This is a genomic window from Streptomyces sp. CB09001, from assembly GCF_003369795.1.
Taxonomy (GTDB): Bacteria; Actinomycetota; Actinomycetes; order Streptomycetales; family Streptomycetaceae; genus Streptomyces.
The window spans coordinates 6783381-6805989 of the sequence record NZ_CP026730.1; the positions used below are offsets into that span (position 1 = coordinate 6783381).

Below are 22609 nucleotides of genomic sequence, written 5' to 3' on the forward strand. Positions count from 1 at the left end.
GGACGCCGTCCGGCGGTCTATAGTCCAAAACTAGCAGTGCTAATTAAGAGTAGTGATCATCAAGGTTCGTGGTGGTCGACGCGGCGGCGGTGCGCCGTCCGGTGACCGCGCGACGACGGTCAGGAGTCCCTCGTGCGTCCCGTCCACTTCGCGGCCGCCCGCCGCACCCCGATCGGCAAGCTGCGCGGTGCGCTGTCCACCGTACGGCCCGACGACCTCGCCGCCGCCGTGATCCGCGGCCTGGTCGCCGACGTGCCCGCGCTGGACCCGGCCCGGATCGACGACGTGTACTGGGGCGCCGCCAACCAGGCGGGCGAGGACAACCGCAACGTCGCCCGGATGGCCGCCCTGCTCGCGGGCCTGCCCGAGACCGTGCCCGGCGCCACCGTCAACCGGCTGTGCGCCTCCGGCCTCGAAGCCGTCACCACCGCCGCCCGCACCATCGCCGCGGGCGAGGCCGACATCGTCCTCGCGGGCGGCTCCGAGTCCATGAGCCGCGCCCCCTTCGTGCTGCCCCGCCCCGACGAGGCGCTGCCGCACCGCATCGAGACCGCAGACACCAGGCTCGGCTGGCGCCTGGTCAACCCGGCGATGAAGGACCTGCACGGCCTGCTCGCCATGGGGGAGACCGCCGAGGAGGTCGCGGAGCGGTACGGCGTCCCGCGCGAACGCCAGGACGCGTTCGCCCTGCGCAGCCACCGCCTGGCCGCCGAGGCCCGGAAGAACGGCCGCTTCGACGACGAGATCCTCCCCGTCGAGCGCCCCGACGGCGTGGTCGTCGACACCGACGAGTGCGTCCGCGAGGACACCTCCCTGGAGAAGCTGGGCCGCCTCAAGCCCGTCTTCCGCCCCGGCGGCACGGTCACCGCGGGCAACGCCTCCCCGATGAACGACGGCGCCGCGGGCCTCCTGCTGGTCAGCGAGGAGGCCCTGAACGACCTCGGCCTGGAGTCGCTGGGCCGCTATGTCGCGGGCGCCTCCGCCGGTGTCCACCCCGACGTCATGGGCATCGGCCCGGTCCCCGCCACCCGCAAGGTCCTCGCCCGGGCCGGCTGGGGCGTCGACGACCTCGCGGAGGCCGAGTTCAACGAGGCGTTCGCCGCCCAGGCCCTGGCCTGCGTCGACCGGCTCGGCATCGACCCCGACCTGGTCAACCCCACCGGCGGGGCCATCGCGCTGGGCCACCCGCTCGGCTGCTCCGGCGCCCGCATCCTCACCACCCTGCTCCACCGCATGCGCCGCACGGGGGCCGGGCGCGGACTGGCCACGATGTGCGTGGGCGTGGGGCAGGGCAGCGCGGTCCTCGTCGAACGTCACTAGGCCCCATTCGGCCGTAGAGCCCCCAGCCGCACAGCCACCCCTCTGCAGAGCCGCAGCAAGGAAACGGAGCAACACCCCATGGCAACCCTCTCCGTCGCCGCAATCCTCGCCGAGAACGCCCGGCGCCGTCCCGACAAGGAGGCGCTGGTCGAGGGCGACCTGCGGCTGACCTTCGCCGAGGTGTGGCGCCGGGCCCGCGCCCAGGCCGGTGCCCTCGTCGGCCTGGACGTCCGGCCCGGGGACCGGGTGGCGCTGATGGCGCCGAACACCGCCGACTTCCCGGTCGCGTACTACGCCGTCGCCGCGGCCGGGGCCGTCGTGGTGCCGGTGCACCTGCTGCTGTCGCCCGCCGAGGTCGAGCACGTCCTGCGCGACAGCGGTGCCACCCTGCTCCTGTGCCATCCGGCGCAGGCGGAGACCGGCGCCGCCGCCGCACGGGAGACCGGCGTACGGATGATCACGCTCGGCGAGGAGCTCGACCGGCTCGCCGCTGACGCCGAGCCCCTGCCCTCGTACGTCACCCGCGACGCCGACGACCCGGCCGTCGTCTTCTACACCAGCGGCACGACCGGCGTCCCCAAGGGCGCCGTGCTCAGCCACTTCAACCTGGTGATGAACGCGACGGTCAACGCCTTCGACGCCAACGACATCCGGCCCGACGACGTGGCGCTCGGCGCGCTGCCCCTCTTCCACGCCTTCGGCCAGACCGTCTCCCTCAACTCCACCTGGAGGGCGGGCGCGACCCTCGTCCTGCTGCCCCGCTTCGACGCGGCGCGCGCGATCGAGCTGATGGTGAAGGAGGGCGTCAACACCTTCCACGGGGTGCCGACCATGTTCGTCGCCCTCGCCGCCGCGGCGCCCGGGGCCGAGGCACTGCCGGAGCTGCGGGTGTGCATCTCCGGCGGCGCCTCGCTGCCGGTGGCCGTCCTCGAACGGTTCGAGGAGGCCTTCGGGGCGAAGATCTACGAGGGCTACGGGCTGTCGGAGACCTCTCCGGCGGCCGCCGTGAACCAACCGGTGTTCGGCGCCAGGCCCGGCACCATCGGTCACCCGCTGTGGGGCGTCGACGTGGAGATCGCCCGCGCCGAGACCGAGGAGGTGGTGGAACTGCTGCCGGCCGGCGAGCTGGGCGAGGTCGTCGTCCGCGGCCACAACGTCTTCTCCGGCTACCTGGGCCGCCCCGAGGCCACCGCTCAGGCGCTCGTCGACGGCTGGTTCCGCACCGGCGATCTGGGCACCAAGGACGAGGAAGGGTTCCTGACGATCGTCGACCGGAAGAAGGACGTCATCATCCGCGGCGGCTACAACGTCTATCCGCGGGAGGTCGAGGAGGTGCTGATGCGCCACCCCGGCATCGCCCAGGTCGCCGTCATCGGACTCCCGGACGAACTCCACGGCGAGGAGGTCTGCGCCGTGGTCGTGCGCGCCCCCGGCACGACGCCCGACGCCACGCCGGACGCCGCCGAGGTCACCGAGTGGTCCAAGCGGCACCTCGGGCGGCACAAGTACCCGCGCCGGGTGGAGTTCGCGGACGAGCTGCCGCTCGGGCCGAGCATGAAGGTGCTGAAGCGCGAGCTGAGGGCGACGTACACCGACCACCAGGGATCACGCTAAGGATCAATGGGCGAGACGGTGCTTACGGCACCCGTGGGGTGCGCATAGCATCGGTCCCCGCAATGGACACCATGACGCTCTGGCACCTCACCGGCTGGGAATTCGCCGCCCTCGCCTTCGCGGCCCTGCTCGTCGGCTTCTCCAAGACCGCGGTGAGCGGGGCCAACACGGTCAGCCTCGCGATCTTCGCGGCCGTCCTGCCCGCCCGCGCCTCCACCGGCATCCTGCTGCCGGTGCTGATCGCCGGGGACGTCCTGGCCGTCCTCACCTACCGGCGCCACGCGCACTGGCCCACCCTGTGGCGGCTGTTCCCGGCGGTCGGCGTGGGCGTGGTCGTCGGCACCCTGTTCCTGGTGTGGGCCGACGATGCGGTCGTGCGCACGTCGATCGGCGTGATCCTGCTCTTCATGGCCGGAGTGACGGTGTGGCGACGGCGCCGGGCCGACGCCGCCGAGCGGCCGGACGAGGTCACCTCGCGCACCGGACGCGTGAAGGCCCGTTCGTACGGCGTCCTGGGCGGGTTCACCACGATGGTCGCCAACGCGGGCGGCCCGGTGATGTCGATGTACCTGCTCTCCGCGGGCTTCCGCAAACTCGGCTTCCTGGGCACGTCGGCGTTCTTCTTCCTGATCGTCAACGTCTCCAAGCTGCCCTTCAGCGCGGGCCTCGGCCTGATCGACGGGCACTCGCTGCTGCTCGACGCCGCGCTGGTGGTGTTCGTGGTGCCCGGCGCGTTCCTCGGCAAGTGGGCCGTGAACCGGATCAACCAGCGCCTGTTCGAGCGTCTGGTGATCGCGGCGACGATCGTGGGCGGTCTTCAGCTCCTGCTCGCCTGACGCGCTGCGGGAGACCGCTGCCGAGGTCCTCCACCAGCAGGCGCTTGGCGATGGCGTCGACGGCGGCGCGCAGCTCCGTGTCCGTGGGGCGGCCGATGTCCTGCTCCACCCGGTCCTCCAGCCAGGTCGCCCACGCCCGGCCGATCACCAGCGCCTCGCGGGCGCCCGCCTCGGTGTGGGAGAGCAGGGAGCCGTGCCGGGTGAGGAAACCCTCCTCCACCATCCGGTCGAAGACCGGCAGCAGCACCTCGGGCGGCAGCCGTCGGCGGGCGGCGATCAGGCCGAGGCTGGCGTGCCCGACCAGTCGCGTGAACAGGTCGACCTGCATCACCGCCCAGGCACCGGCGACATCCAGCCGGGTGTCGCTGTCCGCGACGATCCGGCGCGCGGTGTCCAGTTCCGTACCGCCGATGATCTTCCCGACGGAGGCCTCCAGCGTCCGCCTGCTGCTGGCGTCGTGCGGTGAGGCGAAGCCCTCGCCCATGTCCGTGGAGCCCGCGCGGGCGCTGTCGCGCAGCTGGACCTGTTTGAGGAAGAGCGCGACCAGGAAGCCCAGGGCCGCGACCGGCACGGTCCACAGGAACACGGTCTGGATGGTGTCCGCGTACGCGCCGACGATCGGTGCCGACGCCGGGGGCGGCAGCCGGTGCACGCCCTCCGGACTGGTCGACGCCCGGGCGATCACCGACGGGTCGGCGGCCCCGGTGCGGGCCGCCGCCGCGACTCCGTCGCGCAGGTTGGGGCCGAGGGCGTTGGCGTAGATCGTGCCGAACACCGCGGTGCCGAAGGAACTGCCCAGCGTGCGGAAGAAGGTGACGCCGGAGGTCGCGGTGCCGAGGTCGGAGTACTCGACCGTGTTCTGCACGGCGATGGTCAGCACCTGCATGGCAAGCCCGATGCCGGTGCCCAGCACGAACATGTACAGCGACTCGAGGCCCGCGCCCGTGTCCGGACCCATCAGCGACATCAGGTACAGGCCGACGCCCATCACCAGCGTGCCCGCGATGGGGAACAGCCGGTACCGCCCCGTCTTGCTGACCACGTTGCCGCTGAACACCGAGGCGATCAGCAGCCCCGCCACCATCGGCAGCGTCCGCACCCCGGAGACGGTGGCCGAATCCCCGTCCACGTACTGCAGGTACGTGGGCAGATACGTCAGCGCCCCCAGCATCGCGAAGCCCACGATGAAGCTGAGGATCGAGCAGACCGTGAACACCGGGTTGGAGAACAGCCGCATCGGCAGCATCGGTTCGGCCGCCCGGGTCTCCACCCAGCAGAACAGACCGAGCGCGATCAGCCCGCCCGCGAACAGGCCGATGATCACCGCCGAGCCCCACCCGTACTCGTTGCCGCCCCAACTCGTCGCCAGGATCAGCGCGCTCGCGCCGACCGCGACCAGCGCGATGCCCAGGTAGTCGATGACGGGACGGGCGGCCGACTTCACCACCGGGATGGTGCGGGCGGCGGCGATCACGACGACGACCGCGATGGGCACGTTGACGTAGAAGGCCCAGCGCCAGGAAAGGTGGTCGGTGAACAGGCCGCCCAGCAGCGGCCCGATGACCGTCGCGACGCCGAACACCGCGCCGATCGCGCCCTGGTACTTGCCCCGCTCCCGCAGCGGGATGACGTCCGCGATCAGCGCCATCGCCGTCACCATCAGGCCGCCCGCGCCGATGCCCTGCACCGCCCGCCAGAGGATCAGCAGCGGCATGTTCGTCGCCAGCCCGCACAGGAACGAGCCGGTGATGAACACGACCGCGGACACCTGGAAGACCACCTTGCGGCCGAACAGGTCGCCGAACTTGCCGACCAGCACCGTCGCCACGGTCTCCGCGAGCAGGTACGAGGTCACCACCCACGACATGTGTTCGGCGCCGCCCAGGTCCGACACGATCGTGGGCAGCGCGGTGCCCACGATCGTCTGGTCCAGGGCCGCGAGCAGCATGCCGAGCATGATCGTCACGAAGACGACGTTGCGGCGCCGCCGGTCCAGCACGGGCGGCTGGGCGGCTGCGGTCCGCGGCGACTCCTCGGCGACTGTCACACGGTCACGATCACACCGGTGCACGGGCCACGCATGCGGGGACGGGCCGCCCGGGTGCGCCCGAGCGCCCCGTCAGAGCCGGTCGGAGCCCGGTCCGGTCAGCGCTCGCCGGGATTGCGCCGCAGCAGGTAGGTGTCCATGATCCAGCCCTTGCGCTCCCGCGCCTCGGCGCGCAGCCGCTCGATGCGGGGCGCGGCCTCGGCGATCGGGCCCGAGTCGAGTATCTCGTCCGGGGTGCCCAGATAGGCGCCCCAGTAGATGTCGATGTCCTGGTCCGCATACTGCCGGAAGGCCTGGTGGGCGTCCAGCATCACGACGACGTCGTCCGCGTCCTCGGGGAAGCCCTCGGCGAGCCGGCGCCCCGTGGTGATCTGAACCGGGCGGGCCACCCGGTTCAGCCCGGTCCGGTGCCGGGCGACCAGCGAGGAGACGCTGCTGATGCCGGGCACCACGTCGTACTCGAACACCACCGGGCCGCGCTCCAGGATCTCCTCCAGGATGCCCAGCGTGCTGTCGTAGAGCGCGGGGTCGCCCCAGACCAGGAAGGCGCCGGTCTCGTCCTCGCCCAGCTCCTCGGCGATCAGCCGCTCGTAGATGCCGGCCCGGGCACTGCGCCAGTCCCCGACGGCGGGGGAGTACGCCGCGCCGCCCGCGCTCCGGTCCCGCTCGGGGTCGCGCGCCTCGACGACCCGGTACGTCCCCTCCGGTACGTGCGTCTCCAGCATGTCCCGGCGCAGCCGCACCAGGTCGGCCTTCGCCTCGCCCTTGTCCAGGACGAAGAACACGTCCGTGGCGCGCAGCGCCCCGACCGCCTGGAGCGTCAGCTGCTCGGGGTCGCCCGCACCGATACCGATCACATGAATTGTCCGCACGCCACGAGTCTGCCGTACGCCACCGACACCACCCCGGCCGGGCCGCTCCCGGCGGGATTCAGCTCCGCAGCCGGGGCGCCCGCGCCGCCGCGTCCACGCTCGCGCCGCCTTCCACGTCGCCCGCCAGCTGCCGGGCCCACCCGGCGACCGCGCCGAGATCCATCCCGTACGGCCGCTCCCGCCCGTCCCCCGACGCCGCCCACTCGGTGACGGCGCCCGCCCCGCGCCGCAGCAGCCTGGCCCCGCCGGTGACGTTCCCGCGCGCCGCGTGCGTGAGCCCGACGGCCAGCTGGGCCATCCCCCGCCACAGGCCCCGCTCCTCCTCGGGCCCCGACTTCCAGGCGTCCTCGAACACCTCGTGCGCGTGGAACGGCTTCCCTTCGTCCAGCAGCCGCTGCGCCTCGGCGACCGTCGCGTCCGGAGCCCGTACGACGCCCTCGGGCTGCCGGGGCACGCCGTCCGCGCCGTACGGCAGCGGGCGTCCGAGCCCGTCCCGCGGCCGGGCGTTGCGCGCCCGGCCCTCGTCGTCGCGGTCCCGTTCGTCCGCCGGACGGTCGGAGGCGGTGCTGTCCACGGTGCTGTCGGCAGGGCTGTCCATGGCACCGATTGTCCCTCGCCCGTGCCCGCTTAGGCGCGGCCCGGTCCGTGGGGTAAAGTGCTGTTCGCGTGATCGCGCGGTACACCGCGTGTGACGGCACCGGGACGTGGCGCAGCTTGGTAGCGCACTTGACTGGGGGTCAAGGGGTCGCAGGTTCAAATCCTGTCGTCCCGACCGGAGACGGTCGCAGCCGAGGGCTGATTTCGGAGATGTCCGGAATCAGCCCTTCGTCGTTCCCGGCCGCCGGTGGGGGTGTGGCGCCCCCGGTCAGTTCCTGACCAGGAGCTGGAAGTCGAACGCGTACCGGGACGCGCGGTAGACGTGCGTTCCGTACTCGACCGGCCGTCCTGTGTCGTCGTACGCCGTGCGCTGCATGGTGAGCAGCGCGGCGCCCTCCTGCTCGCCGAGGAGTTCGGCCTCCTCGCGCGAGGCGATGCGGGCGCCGACGGTCTGGCGGGCGCTGTGCAGGGTGATGCCGCGGGCGCGCATCATCCGGTACAGGCCGGTCGACTCCAGCCGGGCGTCGTCGAGTTCCAGCAGGCCCGCCGGAAGGTGGTTGCACAGCATCGCCACCGGCTGGCCGTGGGTGAGGCGCAGCCGTTCCAGGACGGTCACCTCGGTGCCCTCCGCGACGCCGAGGGCCGCCGCGACCTCGGCGGTGGCCGGAACGTCCTCGTTGCGCATCACCCGGGTCCCGGGGCCCTGTCCGGCCGCCTCCAGGTCGTCGTAGAGACTGCTCAGTTCCAGCGGGCGTTTGACCTGGCTGTGCACCACCTGGGTGCCGACCCCGCGCCGCCGGACCAGCAGTCCCTTGTCGACCAGCGACTGGATGGCCTGCCGGACGGTCGGCCGGGACAGGCCGAGGCGGACGGAGAGGTCGACCTCGTTGCCCAGCAGGTTCCCCGGAGCGAGGACGCCGTGCTCGATCGCCGCCTCCAACTGCCGGGCCAGCTGGTAGTAGAGCGGCACCGGACTGCTCCGGTCCAGGGCGAAGTCCAGGGTTCCGGTCGCGGGGGCGGTCACGGCACGTGCGGGGTCGCCGGTCTTCGCCATGGACGTACCTCCCTTGCGTAGGGGGACGGGCTGTCGGGGGAGCCGGGCAGGCCGGGGGCGTCAGAGGTGGCGGCGGCGGTCGGCTACGGCGCGCTCGTAGGCCGCACGCGCTCCGGTGGCCGCCTCGCGGGCCGACACCTCGGCCACCGGCACGTCCCACCAGGCCTCCGCGGGCGGGGCGGCCGACGGGGGCGCCGTCTCGACGTACACGCAGGTCGGGCGGGTCGCCGCACGGGCCGTCGCCAGTGCCTCGCGCAGCTCCCGCACCGTCTTGGCGCGCAGGACGTCCATGCCGAGGCTGGCCGCGTTGGCGGCGAGGTCGACGGGGAGCGGGGCGCCGGTGAAGGAGCCGTCGGCGACACGGTGGCGGTAGTCGGTGCCGAAGCGCTCGGCGCCGACCGACTCGGACAGGCCGCCGATGGACGCGTAGCCGTGGTTCTGGACCAGGACCAGCTTCACCGGCAAATCCTCCTGCACCGCGGTGACGATCTCCGTCGGGTTCATCAGATACGTGCCGTCGCCGACCAGGGCCCACACGGGGGTGTCGGGCGCGGCCTGCTGGACGCCGAGGGCGGCCGGGATCTCGTAGCCCATGCAGGAGTAGCCGTACTCCAGGTGGTACTGGCGCGGGGAGCGGGCCCGCCAGAGCTTGTGCAGGTCGCCGGGGAGCGAGCCGGCCGCGTTGATCACCACGTCCTCGTCGCCGACGACGCCGTCCAGTGCGCCCAGCACCTGGGTCTGGGTCGGCACCGCGCCGTCGTCGTCGGCGCGGAACGCCGCCTCGACCGCCTCGTCCCAACGGCCCTTCCCGGCGCGGTACTCCGTCTCGTACGCCGCGTCCACCCGGTGCCCGGACAGCGCCTCCGTCAGGGCCGCGAGCCCCGACCGCGCGTCGCACACCAGGGTGTCGGCGGCGAGCTTGTGGGCGTCGAAGGCGGTGATGTTGAGGTTCAGGAAGCGGACGTCGGGGTGCTGGAAGAGGGTGCCGGAGGCGGTGGTGAAGTCCGTGTAGCGGGTGCCGACGCCGATCACCAGGTCCGCGGTGCGGGCGAGCGCGTCACTCACCGCGGTCCCGGTGTGGCCGATGCCGCCGAGGTCCGCCGGGTGGTCGTGGCGCAGCGCGCCCTTGCCGGCCTGGGTGGAGGCGACCGGGATGCCGGTGGCGTCCACGAGCGCCTTGAGGGCCTGTTCCGCCTCGCTGTGGTGCACACCGCCGCCCGCGACGACCAGCGGGCGGTCGGCGGCCCGGATCGCCCGGACGGCCTCGGCCAGCTCCGCCGGGTCGGGAGCCGGACGGCGCACCCGCCACACGCGGTCGGCGAAGAACTCCTCGGGCCAGTCGTACGCCTCCGCCTGCACGTCCTGGGGCAGTGCGAGGGTGACCGCACCGGTCTCCGCCGGGTCGCTGAGCACCCGCATCGCCTGGAGCGCGGAGGCGACCAGGGCCTCGGGGCGGGTGATCCGGTCGAAGTACCGGGACACGGGCCGGAGGGCGTCGTTGACGGACACGTCGGCCTCGACCGGGTGCTCCAGCTGCTGGAGGAGCGGGTCGGCGGCGTGCGAGGCGAAGTAGTCGCCGGGGAGGAGCAGGACCGGCAGGCGGTTGACGGTGGCGAGGGCGGCCCCGGTGACCAGGTTGGTGGCGCCGGGGCCGATGGAGGTCGTCACCGCCTGTGCGGACAGGCGGTTGAGCTGCCGGGCGTGGCCCACGGCCGCGTGCACCATGGCCTGTTCGCTGCGGCCCTGGTGGAAGGGCATGACGTCGGCGTACTCGACCAGCGCCTGGCCGAGACCGGCCACGTTGCCGTGGCCGAAGATCCCCCAGGTGCCGGCGATCAGGCGGTGCCGCACGCCGTCGCGTTCGGTGTACTGCGCGGCCAGGAAACGCACCAGGGCCTGGGCGGTGGTCAGTCGGCGGGTGGCGGCGGCGCTCATGCGGACCTCTCCGGTGCGGTGTAGAGGGGGAGTCGGGGGTCGACCGGCTGGTCGGGCCAGGTGTCCCGGATCCAGGCGTGGTCGGGGTGGTCGCAGATCAGCCAGGCGCGTTCGGCCTCCGGCCCCGCCATGACGTTGAGGTAGTACATGTGGTGGCCGGGGACCGCCATCGACGGCCCGTGCCAGCCGTCGGGGATCAGCACGACGTCCCCGTCGCGCACTTCGGCGAGGACGTCGGTCCCCTGCCCCTGCCCGGACGGTGAGACGCGCTGGTAGCCGAGGCCCGGGGTGCCGTCGTGGGCCGCGAACTCGAAGTAGTAGACCTCCTCCAGCACCGACTCCTCGCCGGGGCGGTGCTCGTCGTGCTTGTGGGGCGGGAAGGAGGACCAGTTGCCGCCCGGGGTGAGCACCTCGACCGCGATCAGCCTGTCGCACTCGAACACCCCGGCCGCCCCGAAGTTGTTGACCTGCCGCGAACAGTTCCCGGTGCCGCGCAGCTCCACCGGCACCGAGGACGCCGGGCCGTAGCGGGCGGGCAGGCGGCGGGTGCAGCGGGCGCCGGCCAGCGCGAACCGGCCGCCGCCGGTGGAGGTCAGGGTCGTGCGGGCGTCGCGCGGGACGTACGCGAAGTCGGTGACGCCGGTGAACACGCCGTCCCGGCCGGCCAGTTCGAAGGTGTCCTGGCCGAAGTCGTCGGCGGCCGCGACCGTGCAGCCGCCGCTCAGCGGCAGGACGATCCACTCGCTGTCACCGCTGTCGAAGGTGTGGCCGCCGCCGGGCGGCAGGTTCACCACGCGCAGGCTGGAGTAGCCCCAGCCCGCGCTCTCGGGCGTCACGTCCACGGCGTACCGGCCGTCCGCCGCCGCCTTGCCCGCGGGAAGGTGATACGTCATCGTCCGCTCCTCCGCCTCTCCTCGCTCACCCAAGTCCGGTCACGGCGACCCCGCTGGAGCAGCCGCCTGTTCACAGCAGTCCGACGGCCGTGTCCACCGCCTCCTCCACGCTGCCCCCGGCCGGGTAGAGCAGCGAGCGGCCGACCACCATGCCCTGCACGGTGGGCAGCCGCAGGGCCTTGCGCCAGCGTTCGTAGGCCGCGCTCTGGTCCGCCGGGGAGCCGCCTATGTCGCCGCCGAGCAGGACCGCGGGCAGCGTGGAGGTCTCCAGGACCTCGGCCATGTCGTCCGGGTTCCGGGTGACGGGCAGTTTCAGCCAGGTGTAGGCCGAGGTGCCGCCGAGACCCGACGCGATGGCGATGGAGCGGGTCACAGCCTCGGCCGACAGGTCGTTGCGGACCCGCCCGTCGATCCGGCGGGACATGAACGGCTCCACGAACAACGGCAGTCGGCGCTCCGCCATGGCGTCGACCGCCCGGGCGCTCGCCTCCATCGTGGCCAGCGAACCGGGGTCGTCGTAGTCGATGCGCAGCAGCAGCTTGCCCGCGTCGAAGCGCAGTCGGGCGATGTCCTCGGCGCGGTGGCCGGTGAAGCGGTCGTCCATCTCGAAGGCGGCGCCCGCGAGTCCGCCGCGGTTCATCGAGCCCATGACGACCTTGTTCTCCAGCACACCGAGCAGCAGCAGGTCCTCCAGCACGTCCGCGGTGGCGAGCACCCCGTCCACACCGGGCCGGGACAGCGCGGTGCACAGGCGTTCCAGCAGGTCGGCCCGGTTGGCCATGGCGAGCCCGCGGTCGCCGACGCCGAGCGCGCCGCGCGCCGGGTGGTCGGCGGCCACGATCATCAGGCGGCCGGAGTCGCCGATCAGCGGACGGCGTACCCGGCGGGCCGCGGCCTCGGCGATCGCCTCCGGGTGCCGGGCGCGGACCGCGGTGAGGTCCGGGATGCTGGAGATGCTGAGGGACAAGGCGTTGCTCCGTTCAGGGAGTGGCTCGCGCGAGGAGGTCGTCGACCTCCGCCTCGGTGGGCATCGCGGAGGAACAGGCGAGGCGGGAGGCGACGAGGGCGCCGGCCGCGTTGGCGTATCGCATGATCCGCTCCAGCTCCCAGCCGGAGAGCAGACCGTGGCACAGGGAGCCGCCGAACGCGTCGCCCGCGCCCAGTCCGTTGACCACCTCGACCGGGACCGGCGGCACCTCGGCCGACCGGCCGTCGCGGTGCACGGCGAGTACGCCCTTGGGGCCCTGCTTGACGACGGCCAGTTCCACGCCGGCCGCCAGCAGCGCCTCCGCGCAGGCGCGGGGTTCGCGCACGCCCGTGGCGATCTCGCACTCGTCCAGGTTGCCGACCGCGACGGTCGCGTGCCCGAGCGCCTCGGCGTAGTACGGGCGGGCCTGGCCGGGGTCGGCCCAGAACATGGGGCGCCAGTCCAGGTCGAAGACCGTGGTGCCGGACTTCGCGCGGTGGGCGAGGGCGGCCAGCGTCGCCGTGCGGCTCGGTTCCTCGCTCAGTCCGGTGCCGGTCATCCAGAAGATCGAGGCCGCGCGGATCGCGTCGAGGTCCAGCTCCTCCGGGTGGATCTCCAGGTCCGGTGCCTTGGGGCGGCGGTAGAAGTAGAGCGGGAAGTCGTCCGGCGGGAAGATCTCGCAGAACGTCACCGGCGTCGGGTACGCCGCGACCGGGGTGACCCAGCGGTCGTCGACGCCGAACTCCTTCAGCGCGCCGTGCAGATAGCCGCCGAAGGGGTCGTCGCCCGTGCGGGTGATCACGGCCGTGGCGCGGCCGAGCCGGGCGGCCGCGACCGCGACGTTGGAGGCCGAACCGCCGAGAAACTTGCCGAAGGTCTCAACCTCCGCCAGGGGTACGCCCGTCTGCAGAGGATAGAGATCGACACCGATGCGGCCCATCGTGATCAGATCGAAACGCGGGACTGACTCGGCCATGTGCGACGCTCCTTTGGCTGGGCGGGGGCCTGCCGCCTCTCAGGTGTATGACTCCTGGACGACGCTGTCAATACTTTGTACTTACATTCGGACCTGTGAGTGAAATGATGTCTTGACAAAGTATTGACAGTGGGCGTCCCAAGGACTTGTATCCGGTCCCAGCGCAGCAACAGCCATTCTTCTCGGGTCTGGCACTCGGGTCAGGCACACGGCTCTCCCGTCGCACAGTCGCACAGTGAGGTGCAGGAAAAGATGGACCGCTCTTCGCACGCCCGCTCCCGCAGATTCGCCCCTGCCGTGGCCCTCGCCGCCGCCGCGGCCCTGACCCTCGCCGGCTGCTCCAGCGGCTCGGGCGGGAAGAAGGCCGACGAGGAGGGCGACTCGGGCGCCTCCGCGGGCAAGGCGAACACCCCCCGCATGACGGTCGCCCTGGTCACCCACCAGGCCCCCGGCGACACCTTCTGGGACATCGTCCGCAAGGGCGCCCAGGCCGCCGCCGACAAGGACAACGTCAAGCTCGTCTACTCCGCCGACCCGAACGCGGGCAACCAGGCCAACCTGGTGCAGAACGCGATCGACCAGAAGGTCGACGGCATCGCCGTCACCCTCGCCAAGCCGGACGCCCTGCGGAGCGTCCTCGACAAGGCGGAGCAGGCCGGCATACCCGTGGTCGGGCTCAACTCCGGTCTGGCGGACTGGAAGAAGCTCGGCCTGATGGAGTTCTTCGGCCAGGACGAGAGCGTGGCCGGCGAGGCGCTCGGCAAGCGGCTCAACGAGGACGGGGCGAAGAACGCCGTCTGCGTCATCCACGAGCAGGGCAACGTCGGCCTGACCCAGCGCTGCGAGGGCGTGAAGAAGACCTTCGAGGGGTCCATCGAAACCCTCTACGTCAACGGCACCGACATGCCCTCGGTGAAGTCGACCATCACCGCCAAGCTCAAGCAGGACGGCGACATCGACCACCTCGTCACGCTCGGCGCACCCTTCGCCATGACGGCCGTGCAGTCGGTGGACGAGTCCGGCAGCAAGGCCAAGGTCGCCACCTTCGACCTCAACAAGGAACTGACCGGCGCCATCGAGAAGGGCGACATCGAGTTCGCCGTCGACCAGCAGCCCTACCTCCAGGGCTACCTCGCGGTCGACGGACTGTGGCTCTACAAGAACAACGGCAACTACAGCGGCGGCGGTGAGCAGCCGGTGCTGACCGGCCCGGCCTTCGTCGACAAGACCAACGTCAAGGCCGTCGCCGAGTTCGCCTCGAAGGGCACCCGGTGATGAGCATGGCCCAACAGGCTGAGCCGGCGGTGAGCACACCGCCGGCCCCCGGCCCCAAGGAGACCGACGGACGGACCCGTGAGCGCCCCGTGGCGCTGCGGCTGCTCGCCCGGCCGGAGGTCGGGGTCTTCCTCGGCGCCGTCGCCGTGTTCGTCTTCTTCCTGATCGCCGCGCCCACCCTCCGCGACGGCGGCTCCATGGCGACGGTGCTGTACCAGTCGTCCACCATCGGCATCATGGCGCTGCCCGTCGCCCTGCTGATGATCGGCGGCGAGTTCGACCTGTCCGCCGGTGTCGCCGTGGTCACCTCGGCGCTCACCGCGGGCATGCTCAGCTACCAGCTGACCGTGAACGTCTGGATGGGCGTCGTCGTCGCCCTCGTCGCCTCGCTCGCCGTCGGCGCCTTCAACGGCTGGGTGCTGGTGAAGACCGGCCTGCCGAGCTTCCTGGTGACCCTCGCCACCTTCCTGGTCCTCCAGGGCGTCAACCTCGCCGTCACCAAGCTCGTCACCGGGAACGTCGCCACCGACGACATCAGCGACATGGACGGCTTCGACCAGGCCAAGTCCCTGTTCGCCTCGTCCTTCGACGTCGGCGGCGTCGAGGTGAAGATCACGGTGGTGTGGTGGCTGGTCTTCGCCGCCCTGGCCACCTGGGTACTGCTGCGCACCAAGTACGGCAACTGGATCTTCGCCGTCGGCGGCAGCCAGGAGTCCGCCCGCGCGGTCGGCGTGCCGGTCACCTTCACCAAGATCACGCTGTTCATGCTGGTCGGCTTCGGCGCCTGGTTCGTCGGCATGCACCAGCTGTTCTCCTTCAACACCGTGCAGTCCGGAGAGGGCGTCGGCCAGGAGCTGATCTACATCGCCGCGGCGGTCATCGGCGGCTGTCTGCTCACCGGCGGCTACGGCTCCGCGATCGGCCCCGTCTTCGGCGCCTTCATGTTCGGCATGGTGAACCAGGGCATCGTCTTCGCGGGCTGGAACCCCGACTGGTTCAAGGCCTTCCTCGGCGTGATGCTCCTCGGCGCCGTCCTCATCAACCTGTACGTCCGCCGCGCCGCGACCCGGAGGTGATCGGAAATGACCAGCAAGACCCCCGCAGCCCCCGGCACCCACGGCGCCGTCCTCGCCGACCCCGCACCCGAGCAGGACCGCCCGCTCGTCGAACTGCGCCGCGCCGGCAAGTCCTACGGCAACATCCGCGCCCTGCACGGCGTCGACCTCGTCGTGCACCCCGGCAAGGTGACCTGCGTGCTCGGTGACAACGGTGCCGGCAAGTCCACCCTCATCAAGATCATCTCCGGGCTGCACCAGCACACCGAGGGCGAGTTCCTCGTCGACGGCGACGCGGTGCGCTTCGGCACCCCGCGCGACGCGCTCGCCCGCGGCATCGCCACGGTCTACCAGGACCTCGCCACGATCCCGCTGATGCCCGTGTGGCGGAACTTCTTCCTCGGTTCCGAGATGACCAAGGGTCCGTGGCCCGTGCGCCGCCTCGACATCGCCCGCATGAAGCGGACCGCCGACGAGGAACTGCGCAACATGGGCATCGTCCTGGACGACCTCGAACAGCCCATCGGCACCCTCTCCGGCGGCCAGCGCCAGTGCGTCGCCATCGCCCGCGCCGTCTACTTCGGCGCCCGCGTCCTCATCCTCGACGAGCCCACCGCCGCGCTCGGCGTCAAGCAGTCCGGCGTGGTCCTCAAGTACATCGCCGCCGCCCGCGAACGCGGACTCGGCGTCATCTTCATCACCCACAACCCCCACCACGCCTACATGGTCGGCGACCACTTCAGCGTGCTGCGCCTGGGCACCCTCGAACTGAGCGCGGCCCGCGCCGACATCACCCTCGAAGCACTCACCAACCACATGGCGGGCGGCGCCGAACTGGCCGCCCTCAAGCACGAGCTGGCGCAGGTCGGCGGCGTCGACGTGGAGTCGCTCCCCGACGACGCGGGCGCCGCGGCGAAGGCCGCCGCACCCGGTACTGCGGCGAAGGACTCCGCACCCGATACTGCCGACAGGACCGACTCCGACGCATCCGACGCGGCGGAGTCCGACGCCGCCGCCTCCGACAGCACCGCATCCGGCACCGCCGAAGGGAAGGCCTGAGCATGCCCTCTGCCCTCGACCGCATCCGCGTCGGCTCGGCCCCCGACTCCTGGGGTGTCTGGTTCCCCGACGACCCCCGGCAGGTGCCGTGGGAACGGTTCCTGGACGAGGTCACCGAGGCCGGCTACGACTGGATCGAGCTGGGCCCCTACGGTTACCTCCCCACCGACCCGGCCAGGCTCACCGACGAGGTGACCCGGCGCGGGCTCAAGGTCTCCGCGGGCACCATCTTCTGCGGACTGCACCGCGGCCCCTCCGAGTGGGACGCCACCTGGGAACAGGTCGGCCGCGTCGCCGCCCTCACCAAGGCGATGGACGCGAAACACCTCGTCGTCATCCCGTCCTTCTGGCGCGACGACAAGACCGCCGAGATCCTGGAGCCGCCGGAGCTGACCGGTGAGCAGTGGGGCCACCTCACCCGGGGCATGGAACGCCTGGGCCGCGAGGTGCGGGAGACCTACGGCCTGGACATCGTCGTCCACCCGCACGCCGACACCCACATCGACACCGAGGAGCACGTCGAGCGCTTCCTCGACGCCACCGACTCCGACCTGGTGAACCTCTGCCTGGACACCGGTCACTACGCCTACTGCGGCGGCGACAGCGTCAAGCTGATCGAGACCTACGGCGAGCGCATCGGCTACCTGCACCTCAAGCAGGTCGACCCGGACATCCTCGCCGGGGTGCGCGAGGGCGGCGTGCCCTTCGGCCCGGCCGTGCAGCGCGGGGTGATGTGCGAGCCGCCGGGCGGCGTGCCGGAGCTGGGCCCGGTGCTCACGGCGGCCCAGGAACTCGGCGTCGACCTGTTCGCCATCGTCGAGCAGGACATGTACCCCTGCGAGCCGGACAAGCCGCTGCCCATCGCGGTGCGCACCCGGAAGTTCCTGCGTTCCTGCGGCGCCTGAGACGGGCCGCGCCGGCGGGGGAGCGTCCCGCCGGTGCGCCGCTCGGCGGGCCGTTGTCAGTGGCGCGCGCTAGCGTGCGAGCACTGACACCTCGTCCCGTTCCGGGAGGCACCCATGTCCTCGCGTCTCAACCCGTACCTCAGCTTCGACGGCGACGCCCGACAGGCGATGGAGTTCTACGAGCAGGTGTTCGGCGGCGCCCTGGCGCTGAACACCTTCGGCGAGTCCGGCATGCCGGACCCCGCGTACGCCGACAAGGTCATGCACGCCATGCTGGAAACCCCGGGCGGCTTCACCCTGATGGCCGCCGACACCCCGCCCGGCATGGAATACAGGCCGGGCACCAACTTCGCGGTGAGTCTCAGCGGCGACGACGCGAGCGAGCTGCGCGGCTACTGGGAGAAGCTGTCCGCCGGCGGTTCCGTCTCGGTGCCCCTGGAGAAGCAGATGTGGGGCGACGTCTTCGGCATGTGCACGGACCGGTTCGGCGTCCCCTGGATGGTGAACATCAGCGAGCCGGCGGGCTGACCGGGCAGCCCGCCGGACCGTGCACCCGCCACACCCCGCTCAGCCGCGCCGCACCTCGGCGATCGTCACCGGCCGGTGCTCGTGCAGCGACAGGGTGCACGCCTCGGCGATCCAGCCGGCCTCCAGTGCGTCCTCGACCGTGCAGGGCGAGGTGCGGGCACCGGCGACGACCTCGGTGAACGCGGTCAGCTCGGCACGGTAGGCGGCCGCGAAGCGGTCCATGAAGAAATCGTGGGGAGTACCTGCCGGGAAGGTCACGCCCGGCTCGACCGAACGCAGCGGCAGCTTGTCCTCCAGGCCGACGGCGATCGAGTCGTCGAACCCGTGGATCTCCATGCGGACGTCGTGACCGCGGCCGTTGTGCCGGCTGTTGGAGACCACCGCGACGGTGCCGTCGTCCAGGGTGAGGACCGCGCCGGTGGTGTCCGCGTCGCCCGCCTCCCTGATGTAGTCGGCACCGCGGTTGCCGCCGACCGCGTACACCTCGCTCACCTCCCGCCCGGTCACCCAGCGGATGATGTCGAAGTCGTGCACCGAGCAGTCCCGGAAGATGCCCCCGGAGGCGGGGACGTACGAGGCGGGCGGCGGCGCCGGGTCCAGCGTGGTCGACCGTACGGTGTGCAGCGTGCCCAGCTCACCGCTGAGCACGGCGGCCCGTGCGGCGGCGAACCCGGCGTCGAAGCGGCGGTTGTAGCCGATCTGGACCGGCACGTCCCGGCCCGCGATCGCCTTGAGCACCTCGACGCCCTCGGTCATGGTGCGGGCGACCGGCTTCTCGCAGAAGACGGGCACACCGGCCTCGACGGCGGCCAGGATCAGACCCGGGTGGGCGTCGGTCGCCGCCGCGACCACCACACCGTCCACACCGGCGGCCAGCACCGCCTCGGCCGAGTCCGCCGGCTCGGCACCGAACCGCTCGGCGGCGGCCTGCGCGGCGTCCGCGAACGGGTCGGCGACGACGAGCGAGTCGACCGCGTCGAGTCCGGCGAGGGTCTCGGCGTGGAAGGCGCCGATGCGGCCGAGGCCGAGGATTCCGATACGCATGTGCTGTGCTGCTCCTTGCTCGGGGCGGTGCGGGGTGTCCGTGCCGGGGCTCGCGCCCCGGACGCCCCCGGTCACCGGCTCTCTCGTCGTGTCCGGCCCGCCCGCAGGCGCGCGCGCAGGGCCTCCCGCGTCCACCGCTCGCGCAGCGCCCGCCGTACGACGTCCGCCTGGGAGGGCGGGGCCAGGCCGTCGGCCGGCGGGTCGCGGTCCAGGTTGGTCGGGAAGGGGTACCCCTCCGCGCTCGCGGCGACCACGTGCTCCAGCCACCGCTCGCCCGCGCCCTCGGCCCGGCGCTTCAGCAGCACCGGGTAGACGGCGTCCACCACCGCCTCCCGGTCCACGGTCTCCATGGCCCGGCCGAACGCGGAGGAGATCTGCAGCAGGTTGGCCATGCGGCGGATGTCCGCGGAACGGTTGGCGCCCGCCGCGTGGAACAGCGCGGGGTTGAAGAACACCGCGTCGCCCTTGGCGAGCGGCAACTGCACGTGGTGCGCCTCGAAGTAGGCCCGGAACTCCGGCAGCCGCCAGGCCAGATAGCCGGGCTCGTACTTCTGGGAGTGCGGCAGGTACATCGTGGGCCCCGACTCCACGGGCATGTCGCAGTGCGCGACCGCACCCTGGAGGGTGAGCACCGGGGACAGGCGGTGCACGTGCGCCGGGTACGCGGCGGCGGCCTCGCCCGACAGGAAGCCCAGGTGGTAGTCGCGGTGCACGGTCTGGGCGGCGCCGCCCGGGTTGACCACGTTGATCTGGGAGGTGACCTGGTAGCCGGGGCCGAGCCAGGCGCGGGCGACCAGGGCCAGGGCATCGTTGGCGTAGTAGTCGGCGAACGCCCCGGGATCGCGCAGGGCCGCCTTCTCCAGTGCGTTCCACACCCGGTCGTTGGCCCCCGGCGCGGCGAAGTGATCACCGGCGGCGGCCCCCGAGGCGTGCTGCTCGGCGATCAGCGCGTCGAACACCGCGGTGGTTCGGTCGACCACCGCCGGGTCCGGGAAGGCGCCCTCGAGGACGACGATGCCGGGACCGTCGGCAAGGGCGTGGACGAGCTCGGCGGCCGTCTCCGCGTCGTCGCGCAGCCGCCCGGCCTCGTACACGGGGACGTTGTGCTGCACGGCGGCGGCCCGCGGGTACGCGGCCGGGTCTGTCGGCTGCTCGACGAGCGCGCGGAAGGCGCCGAGATCGCAGTCGCCTGCGGACAGCCGGGAGCGGTGGGCGGGGACGGGCGCTGCGGGCATCGTCGTCCTTTCGCTGACAGGGGCGACGCGGTGCTGTCATTCTTGTCCTGACAAACGCGTCGAACAACCAGCAGGCGGCCATCAAAAACCCCTCAGAGCCCGCCGCACGGACGAAGCCGAGGAGCCGGTCATGGGGCACCCCTTCCCGATCCGGGAGATCGCACGGCAGGCCGGCCTGAGCGAGGCCACCGTCGACCGGGTGCTCAACGGCCGCGGCGGCGTGCGCGAGAGCACCGCGTACGAGGTTCAACGGGCCATCGCCGACCTGGACCGCCAGCGCACCCAGGTCCGGCTGGTCGGACGCACGTTCATGTGCGACATCGTGATGCAGGCGCCGGAACGCTTCTCCACCGCCGTCCGCGCGGCGCTGGAGGCCGAACTGCCCGCGCTGCACCCGGCCGTGGTGCGCTGCCGGTTCCACTTCCGCGAGACCGGCCCGGCCGGGGAGCTGACCGCGGCCTTGGACCGGATCGCGCGGCGCGGCTCCCAGGGGGTGATCCTCAAGGCCCCGGACGTCCCCGAGGTGACCGCCGCCGTCGGCCGGCTGACCGCCGCGGGCATCCCCGTCGTCACCCTGGCCACGGACCTGCCGGCCGGCCCCCGGGTGGCCTACGTCGGCATCGACGACCGGGCCGCGGGCGCGACCGCCGCCTACCTCATGGGCGAGTGGCTCGGCGACCGCCCCGGCAACATCCTTACCAGCCTCAGCAGCGGCTTCTTCCGCAACGAGGAGGAACGCGAGATGGGCTTCCGCGGCGTCATGCGGGCCCGGCACCCAGGGCGGGCCCTCGTCGAGATCGCCGAGGGGCAGGGCCTGGACGCCACCCAGTACGATTTGGTGCGGGCCGCGCTCGAACGCGATCCGCGGATCCGCGCGGTCTACTCGATGGGCGGTGGCAACATCGCGACCCTGCGCGCCTTCGAGGACCTGGGCCGCCCCTGCGAGGTGTTCGTCGCCCACGACCTGGACCAGGACAACACCCGGCTGCTGCGCGAGCGGCGCCTGTCCGTCGTGCTCCATCACGACCTGCGCCAGGACCTGCGCGAGGCCTGCCGCCACGTGATGCGGGCCCACGGGGCCCTGCCTCCGGCCGGTCCGGCGCGGCCGTCGGCGATCCAGGTCGTCACGCCGTACAACATGCCGTCCGACACGCCCTTCGACACCGCGACCGCGTGACGTGCCGCGCCGTCACCCGGACGTCTCCGGGCTGACCCAGGTGCCGCGCTCCGCGGACCGGGCCATCGCGTCCAGTACGGCCGCGCTGTACACGGCGTCCGCCAGGGTGGCACCGTACGGGATGCCGTCCGCGATCGAGCGCAGGAAGCGGTGGGCCTCCACCACCTTCAGGTCGTCGTAGCCCATGGCGTTCGCGGCGCCCGGCTGGAAAGCGGCGAACTCGCCGTGCCCGGGACCGACGTACACGGTGCTCACGGGCTGGTCCTGGTACTCCGTGCCGCGGCTGACGCGCAGTTCGTTCATGCGGCGGAAGTCCCAGAACACCGCGCCCGTGGTGCCGTGCACCTCGAAGCCGTAGTTGTTCTGCTCGCCGACCGAGACCCGGCAGGCCTCCAGGACTCCGCGGGCGCCGGAGGCGAAGCGCAACAGGCAGTTGACGTAGTCCTCGTTCTCGACCGGGCCCAACTCGCCGCCCGCGGCCCGCGCATGACCGGCGGTGGCGGCGGCCGGCCGGGCCCGCTGCGGCAGGAAGACCGCCGTGTCGGCGGTCAGCGACGCGATGTCGCCGAGCAGGAACCGGGCCAGGTCCGCGCCGTGCGAGGCCAGGTCGCCGAGTACCCCGCTGCCGCCGCGCTCCCTCTCGTAGCGCCAGGTCAGCGCGCCCTCCGGATGGGCCGCGTAATCACTGAAGAGCCGGATGCGGGCATGGGTGACGGTGCCGATCTCCCCGGCGGCGATCAGGTCACGGGCGGCCTCCACGGCCGGTGCGTTGCGGTAGTTGAAGCCGACCGCGCCCTGCACACCTGCCTCGGCCACCGCGTCGGCCACCGCCCGCGCGTCGTCGGCGGACAGGCCGACCGGCTTCTCCACCCAGATGTGCTTCCCCGCCCCGGCCATCGCGACGGCGATCTCGCGATGCAGGAAGTTGGGTGCCGTGATGCTCACCGCCCGCACGCGCGGGTCCGCGGCCACCTCGCGCCAGTCCCGGGTCGTCGAGGCGAACCCGAACTGTGCGGCGGCCTCCTCGGCCCGTCCCGGTACCTCCTCGGCGACCGCCACCAGTTCGGGGCGCAGCGCGAGGTGCGGATAGTGGTGGCGGACCCGGGCGTACGCCTGGGTGTGCACCCGGCCCATCCAGCCGAAACCGACGACGGCGACACCGAGTGCCTGGACCATGAGAGCCCCTTTTCGGACCTGTCCGTGATCTGTCCAGGCCACCC

At 72.3% G+C, this 22609-nt stretch carries 20 protein-coding genes and 1 tRNA gene; 10 read left to right on the top strand and 11 right to left on the bottom strand.

Annotated features, from left to right (window positions below; all coding sequences use genetic code 11):
- Window positions 1–132: 132 nt before the first annotated feature.
- From C4J65_RS31280 to C4J65_RS31290, 3 genes are all read left to right on the top strand, one after another.
- Window positions 133–1320: a thiolase family protein gene (locus C4J65_RS31280; RefSeq protein WP_115745445.1), complete on the top strand. Its 1188-nt coding sequence runs from the start codon at window positions 133–135 to the stop codon at window positions 1318–1320.
- A 78-nt stretch (window positions 1321–1398) separates the two neighbouring features.
- Window positions 1399–2934 carry a long-chain fatty acid--CoA ligase gene (locus C4J65_RS31285; protein ID WP_115745446.1) on the top strand — a complete coding sequence of 512 codons (1536 nt, stop codon included), beginning with the start codon at window positions 1399–1401 and terminating at the stop codon, window positions 2932–2934.
- A gap of 62 nt (window positions 2935–2996) precedes the next feature.
- Window positions 2997–3770, top strand: coding sequence for a sulfite exporter TauE/SafE family protein (locus C4J65_RS31290; protein WP_115745447.1), 774 nt, complete (start codon window positions 2997–2999; stop codon window positions 3768–3770).
- Here C4J65_RS31290 and C4J65_RS31295 read toward each other — a convergent pair.
- The 3 genes from C4J65_RS31295 to C4J65_RS31305 all read right to left on the bottom strand — a co-directional run bounded on the left by C4J65_RS31295 (window position 3697) and on the right by C4J65_RS31305 (window position 7287).
- Window positions 3697–5817, bottom strand: a complete 2121-nt coding sequence (locus C4J65_RS31295) for an MDR family MFS transporter (protein WP_205351097.1) — start codon at window positions 5815–5817, stop codon at window positions 3697–3699. The genes C4J65_RS31290 and C4J65_RS31295 overlap by 74 nt on opposite strands.
- A gap of 98 nt (window positions 5818–5915) precedes the next feature.
- The gene (gene cobF, locus C4J65_RS31300) at window positions 5916–6689 is read right to left on the bottom strand and encodes a precorrin-6A synthase (deacetylating) (RefSeq protein WP_115745449.1); all 774 of its coding nucleotides are present in this window, start codon (window positions 6687–6689) and stop codon (window positions 5916–5918) included.
- Between the two features lie 58 nt (window positions 6690–6747).
- Window positions 6748–7287 (bottom strand): DUF309 domain-containing protein, encoded by a 540-nt coding sequence (locus C4J65_RS31305; RefSeq protein WP_115745450.1) that lies wholly within the window; start codon window positions 7285–7287, stop codon window positions 6748–6750.
- 100 nt (window positions 7288–7387) lie between these two features.
- Between C4J65_RS31305 and C4J65_RS31310 the strand changes: the two genes are divergently transcribed.
- A tRNA-Pro gene (locus C4J65_RS31310) sits at window positions 7388–7461 on the top strand.
- Window positions 7462–7554: 93 nt separating this feature from the next.
- Here the strand turns inward: C4J65_RS31310 and C4J65_RS31315 are convergent.
- The 5 genes from C4J65_RS31315 to iolC form a co-directional block, all read right to left on the bottom strand.
- A complete protein-coding gene (locus C4J65_RS31315) occupies window positions 7555–8340 on the bottom strand; it encodes a GntR family transcriptional regulator (RefSeq protein WP_115745451.1) in 786 nt (261 codons plus the stop codon).
- Window positions 8341–8400: 60 nt separating this feature from the next.
- The gene (gene iolD / locus C4J65_RS31320) at window positions 8401–10275 is read right to left on the bottom strand and encodes a 3D-(3,5/4)-trihydroxycyclohexane-1,2-dione acylhydrolase (decyclizing) (protein WP_115745452.1); all 1875 of its coding nucleotides are present in this window, start codon (window positions 10273–10275) and stop codon (window positions 8401–8403) included.
- The gene (gene iolB / locus C4J65_RS31325; protein ID WP_115745453.1) at window positions 10272–11168 is read right to left on the bottom strand and encodes a 5-deoxy-glucuronate isomerase; all 897 of its coding nucleotides are present in this window, start codon (window positions 11166–11168) and stop codon (window positions 10272–10274) included. The genes iolD and iolB overlap by 4 nt, the downstream gene beginning before the upstream one ends.
- Before the next feature lie 70 nt (window positions 11169–11238).
- Window positions 11239–12135 carry a deoxyribose-phosphate aldolase gene (locus C4J65_RS31330; RefSeq protein WP_115745454.1) on the bottom strand — a complete coding sequence of 299 codons (897 nt, stop codon included), beginning with the start codon at window positions 12133–12135 and terminating at the stop codon, window positions 11239–11241.
- 13 nt (window positions 12136–12148) lie between these two features.
- Complete coding sequence (iolC, locus tag C4J65_RS31335; protein WP_115745455.1) at window positions 12149–13111, bottom strand: 5-dehydro-2-deoxygluconokinase; 963 nt, start codon at window positions 13109–13111, stop codon at window positions 12149–12151.
- A gap of 252 nt (window positions 13112–13363) precedes the next feature.
- Between iolC and C4J65_RS31340 the strand changes: the two genes are divergently transcribed.
- From C4J65_RS31340 to C4J65_RS31360, 5 genes are all read left to right on the top strand, one after another.
- Window positions 13364–14386: a sugar ABC transporter substrate-binding protein gene (locus C4J65_RS31340; protein WP_115745456.1), complete on the top strand. Its 1023-nt coding sequence runs from the start codon at window positions 13364–13366 to the stop codon at window positions 14384–14386.
- Window positions 14386–15462, top strand: coding sequence for an ABC transporter permease (locus C4J65_RS31345; protein ID WP_162833437.1), 1077 nt, complete (start codon window positions 14386–14388; stop codon window positions 15460–15462). The genes C4J65_RS31340 and C4J65_RS31345 overlap by 1 nt, the downstream gene beginning before the upstream one ends.
- 6 nt (window positions 15463–15468) lie before the next feature.
- On the top strand, window positions 15469–16500 hold the full coding sequence (locus tag C4J65_RS31350; RefSeq protein WP_115745458.1) for an ATP-binding cassette domain-containing protein: 1032 nt from the start codon (window positions 15469–15471) through the stop codon (window positions 16498–16500).
- Window positions 16501–16502: 2 nt separating this feature from the next.
- Window positions 16503–17405 (top strand): sugar phosphate isomerase/epimerase, encoded by a 903-nt coding sequence (locus C4J65_RS31355; protein WP_115745459.1) that lies wholly within the window; start codon window positions 16503–16505, stop codon window positions 17403–17405.
- Window positions 17406–17519: 114 nt separating this feature from the next.
- Window positions 17520–17933: a VOC family protein gene (locus C4J65_RS31360; RefSeq protein ID WP_115745460.1), complete on the top strand. Its 414-nt coding sequence runs from the start codon at window positions 17520–17522 to the stop codon at window positions 17931–17933.
- Between the two features lie 39 nt (window positions 17934–17972).
- Here the strand turns inward: C4J65_RS31360 and C4J65_RS31365 are convergent, their stop codons facing one another.
- The gene (locus C4J65_RS31365; RefSeq protein WP_162833438.1) at window positions 17973–18977 is read right to left on the bottom strand and encodes a Gfo/Idh/MocA family oxidoreductase; all 1005 of its coding nucleotides are present in this window, start codon (window positions 18975–18977) and stop codon (window positions 17973–17975) included.
- Window positions 18978–19048: 71 nt separating this feature from the next.
- A complete protein-coding gene (locus C4J65_RS31370; RefSeq protein ID WP_115745462.1) occupies window positions 19049–20212 on the bottom strand; it encodes a phytanoyl-CoA dioxygenase family protein in 1164 nt (387 codons plus the stop codon).
- Window positions 20213–20342: 130 nt separating this feature from the next.
- Between C4J65_RS31370 and C4J65_RS31375 the strand changes: the two genes are divergently transcribed.
- On the top strand, window positions 20343–21389 hold the full coding sequence (locus C4J65_RS31375; RefSeq protein ID WP_115745463.1) for a LacI family DNA-binding transcriptional regulator: 1047 nt from the start codon (window positions 20343–20345) through the stop codon (window positions 21387–21389).
- Between the two features lie 12 nt (window positions 21390–21401).
- Here C4J65_RS31375 and C4J65_RS31380 read toward each other — a convergent pair whose 3' ends face one another.
- A complete protein-coding gene (locus tag C4J65_RS31380; RefSeq protein WP_115745464.1) occupies window positions 21402–22565 on the bottom strand; it encodes a Gfo/Idh/MocA family oxidoreductase in 1164 nt (387 codons plus the stop codon).
- Window positions 22566–22609 lie beyond the last annotated feature (44 nt).

Excerpts from the sequence above, each read along its gene's own strand:
- C4J65_RS31285 (WP_115745446.1), top strand. The coding sequence starts at position 1,399 with ATGGCAACCCTCTCCGTCGCCGCAATCCTCGCCGAGAACGCCCGGCGC.
- C4J65_RS31290 (WP_115745447.1), top strand. The coding sequence starts at position 2,997 with ATGGACACCATGACGCTCTGGCACCTCACCGGCTGGGAATTCGCCGCC.
- C4J65_RS31305 (WP_115745450.1), bottom strand. The coding sequence starts at position 7,287 with ATGGACAGCCCTGCCGACAGCACCGTGGACAGCACCGCCTCCGACCGT.
- C4J65_RS31315 (WP_115745451.1), bottom strand. The coding sequence starts at position 8,340 with ATGGCGAAGACCGGCGACCCCGCACGTGCCGTGACCGCCCCCGCGACC.
- iolD (WP_115745452.1), bottom strand. The coding sequence starts at position 10,275 with ATGAGCGCCGCCGCCACCCGCCGACTGACCACCGCCCAGGCCCTGGTG.
- iolB (WP_115745453.1), bottom strand. The coding sequence starts at position 11,168 with ATGACGTATCACCTTCCCGCGGGCAAGGCGGCGGCGGACGGCCGGTAC.
- iolC (WP_115745455.1), bottom strand. The coding sequence starts at position 13,111 with ATGGCCGAGTCAGTCCCGCGTTTCGATCTGATCACGATGGGCCGCATC.
- C4J65_RS31340 (WP_115745456.1), top strand. The coding sequence starts at position 13,364 with ATGGACCGCTCTTCGCACGCCCGCTCCCGCAGATTCGCCCCTGCCGTG.
- C4J65_RS31345 (WP_162833437.1), top strand. The coding sequence starts at position 14,386 with ATGAGCATGGCCCAACAGGCTGAGCCGGCGGTGAGCACACCGCCGGCC.
- C4J65_RS31350 (WP_115745458.1), top strand. The coding sequence starts at position 15,469 with ATGACCAGCAAGACCCCCGCAGCCCCCGGCACCCACGGCGCCGTCCTC.
- C4J65_RS31355 (WP_115745459.1), top strand. The coding sequence starts at position 16,503 with ATGCCCTCTGCCCTCGACCGCATCCGCGTCGGCTCGGCCCCCGACTCC.
- C4J65_RS31360 (WP_115745460.1), top strand. The coding sequence starts at position 17,520 with ATGTCCTCGCGTCTCAACCCGTACCTCAGCTTCGACGGCGACGCCCGA.
- C4J65_RS31365 (WP_162833438.1), bottom strand. The coding sequence starts at position 18,977 with ATGCGTATCGGAATCCTCGGCCTCGGCCGCATCGGCGCCTTCCACGCC.
- C4J65_RS31370 (WP_115745462.1), bottom strand. The coding sequence starts at position 20,212 with ATGCCCGCAGCGCCCGTCCCCGCCCACCGCTCCCGGCTGTCCGCAGGC.
- C4J65_RS31375 (WP_115745463.1), top strand. The coding sequence starts at position 20,343 with ATGGGGCACCCCTTCCCGATCCGGGAGATCGCACGGCAGGCCGGCCTG.
- C4J65_RS31380 (WP_115745464.1), bottom strand. The coding sequence starts at position 22,565 with ATGGTCCAGGCACTCGGTGTCGCCGTCGTCGGTTTCGGCTGGATGGGC.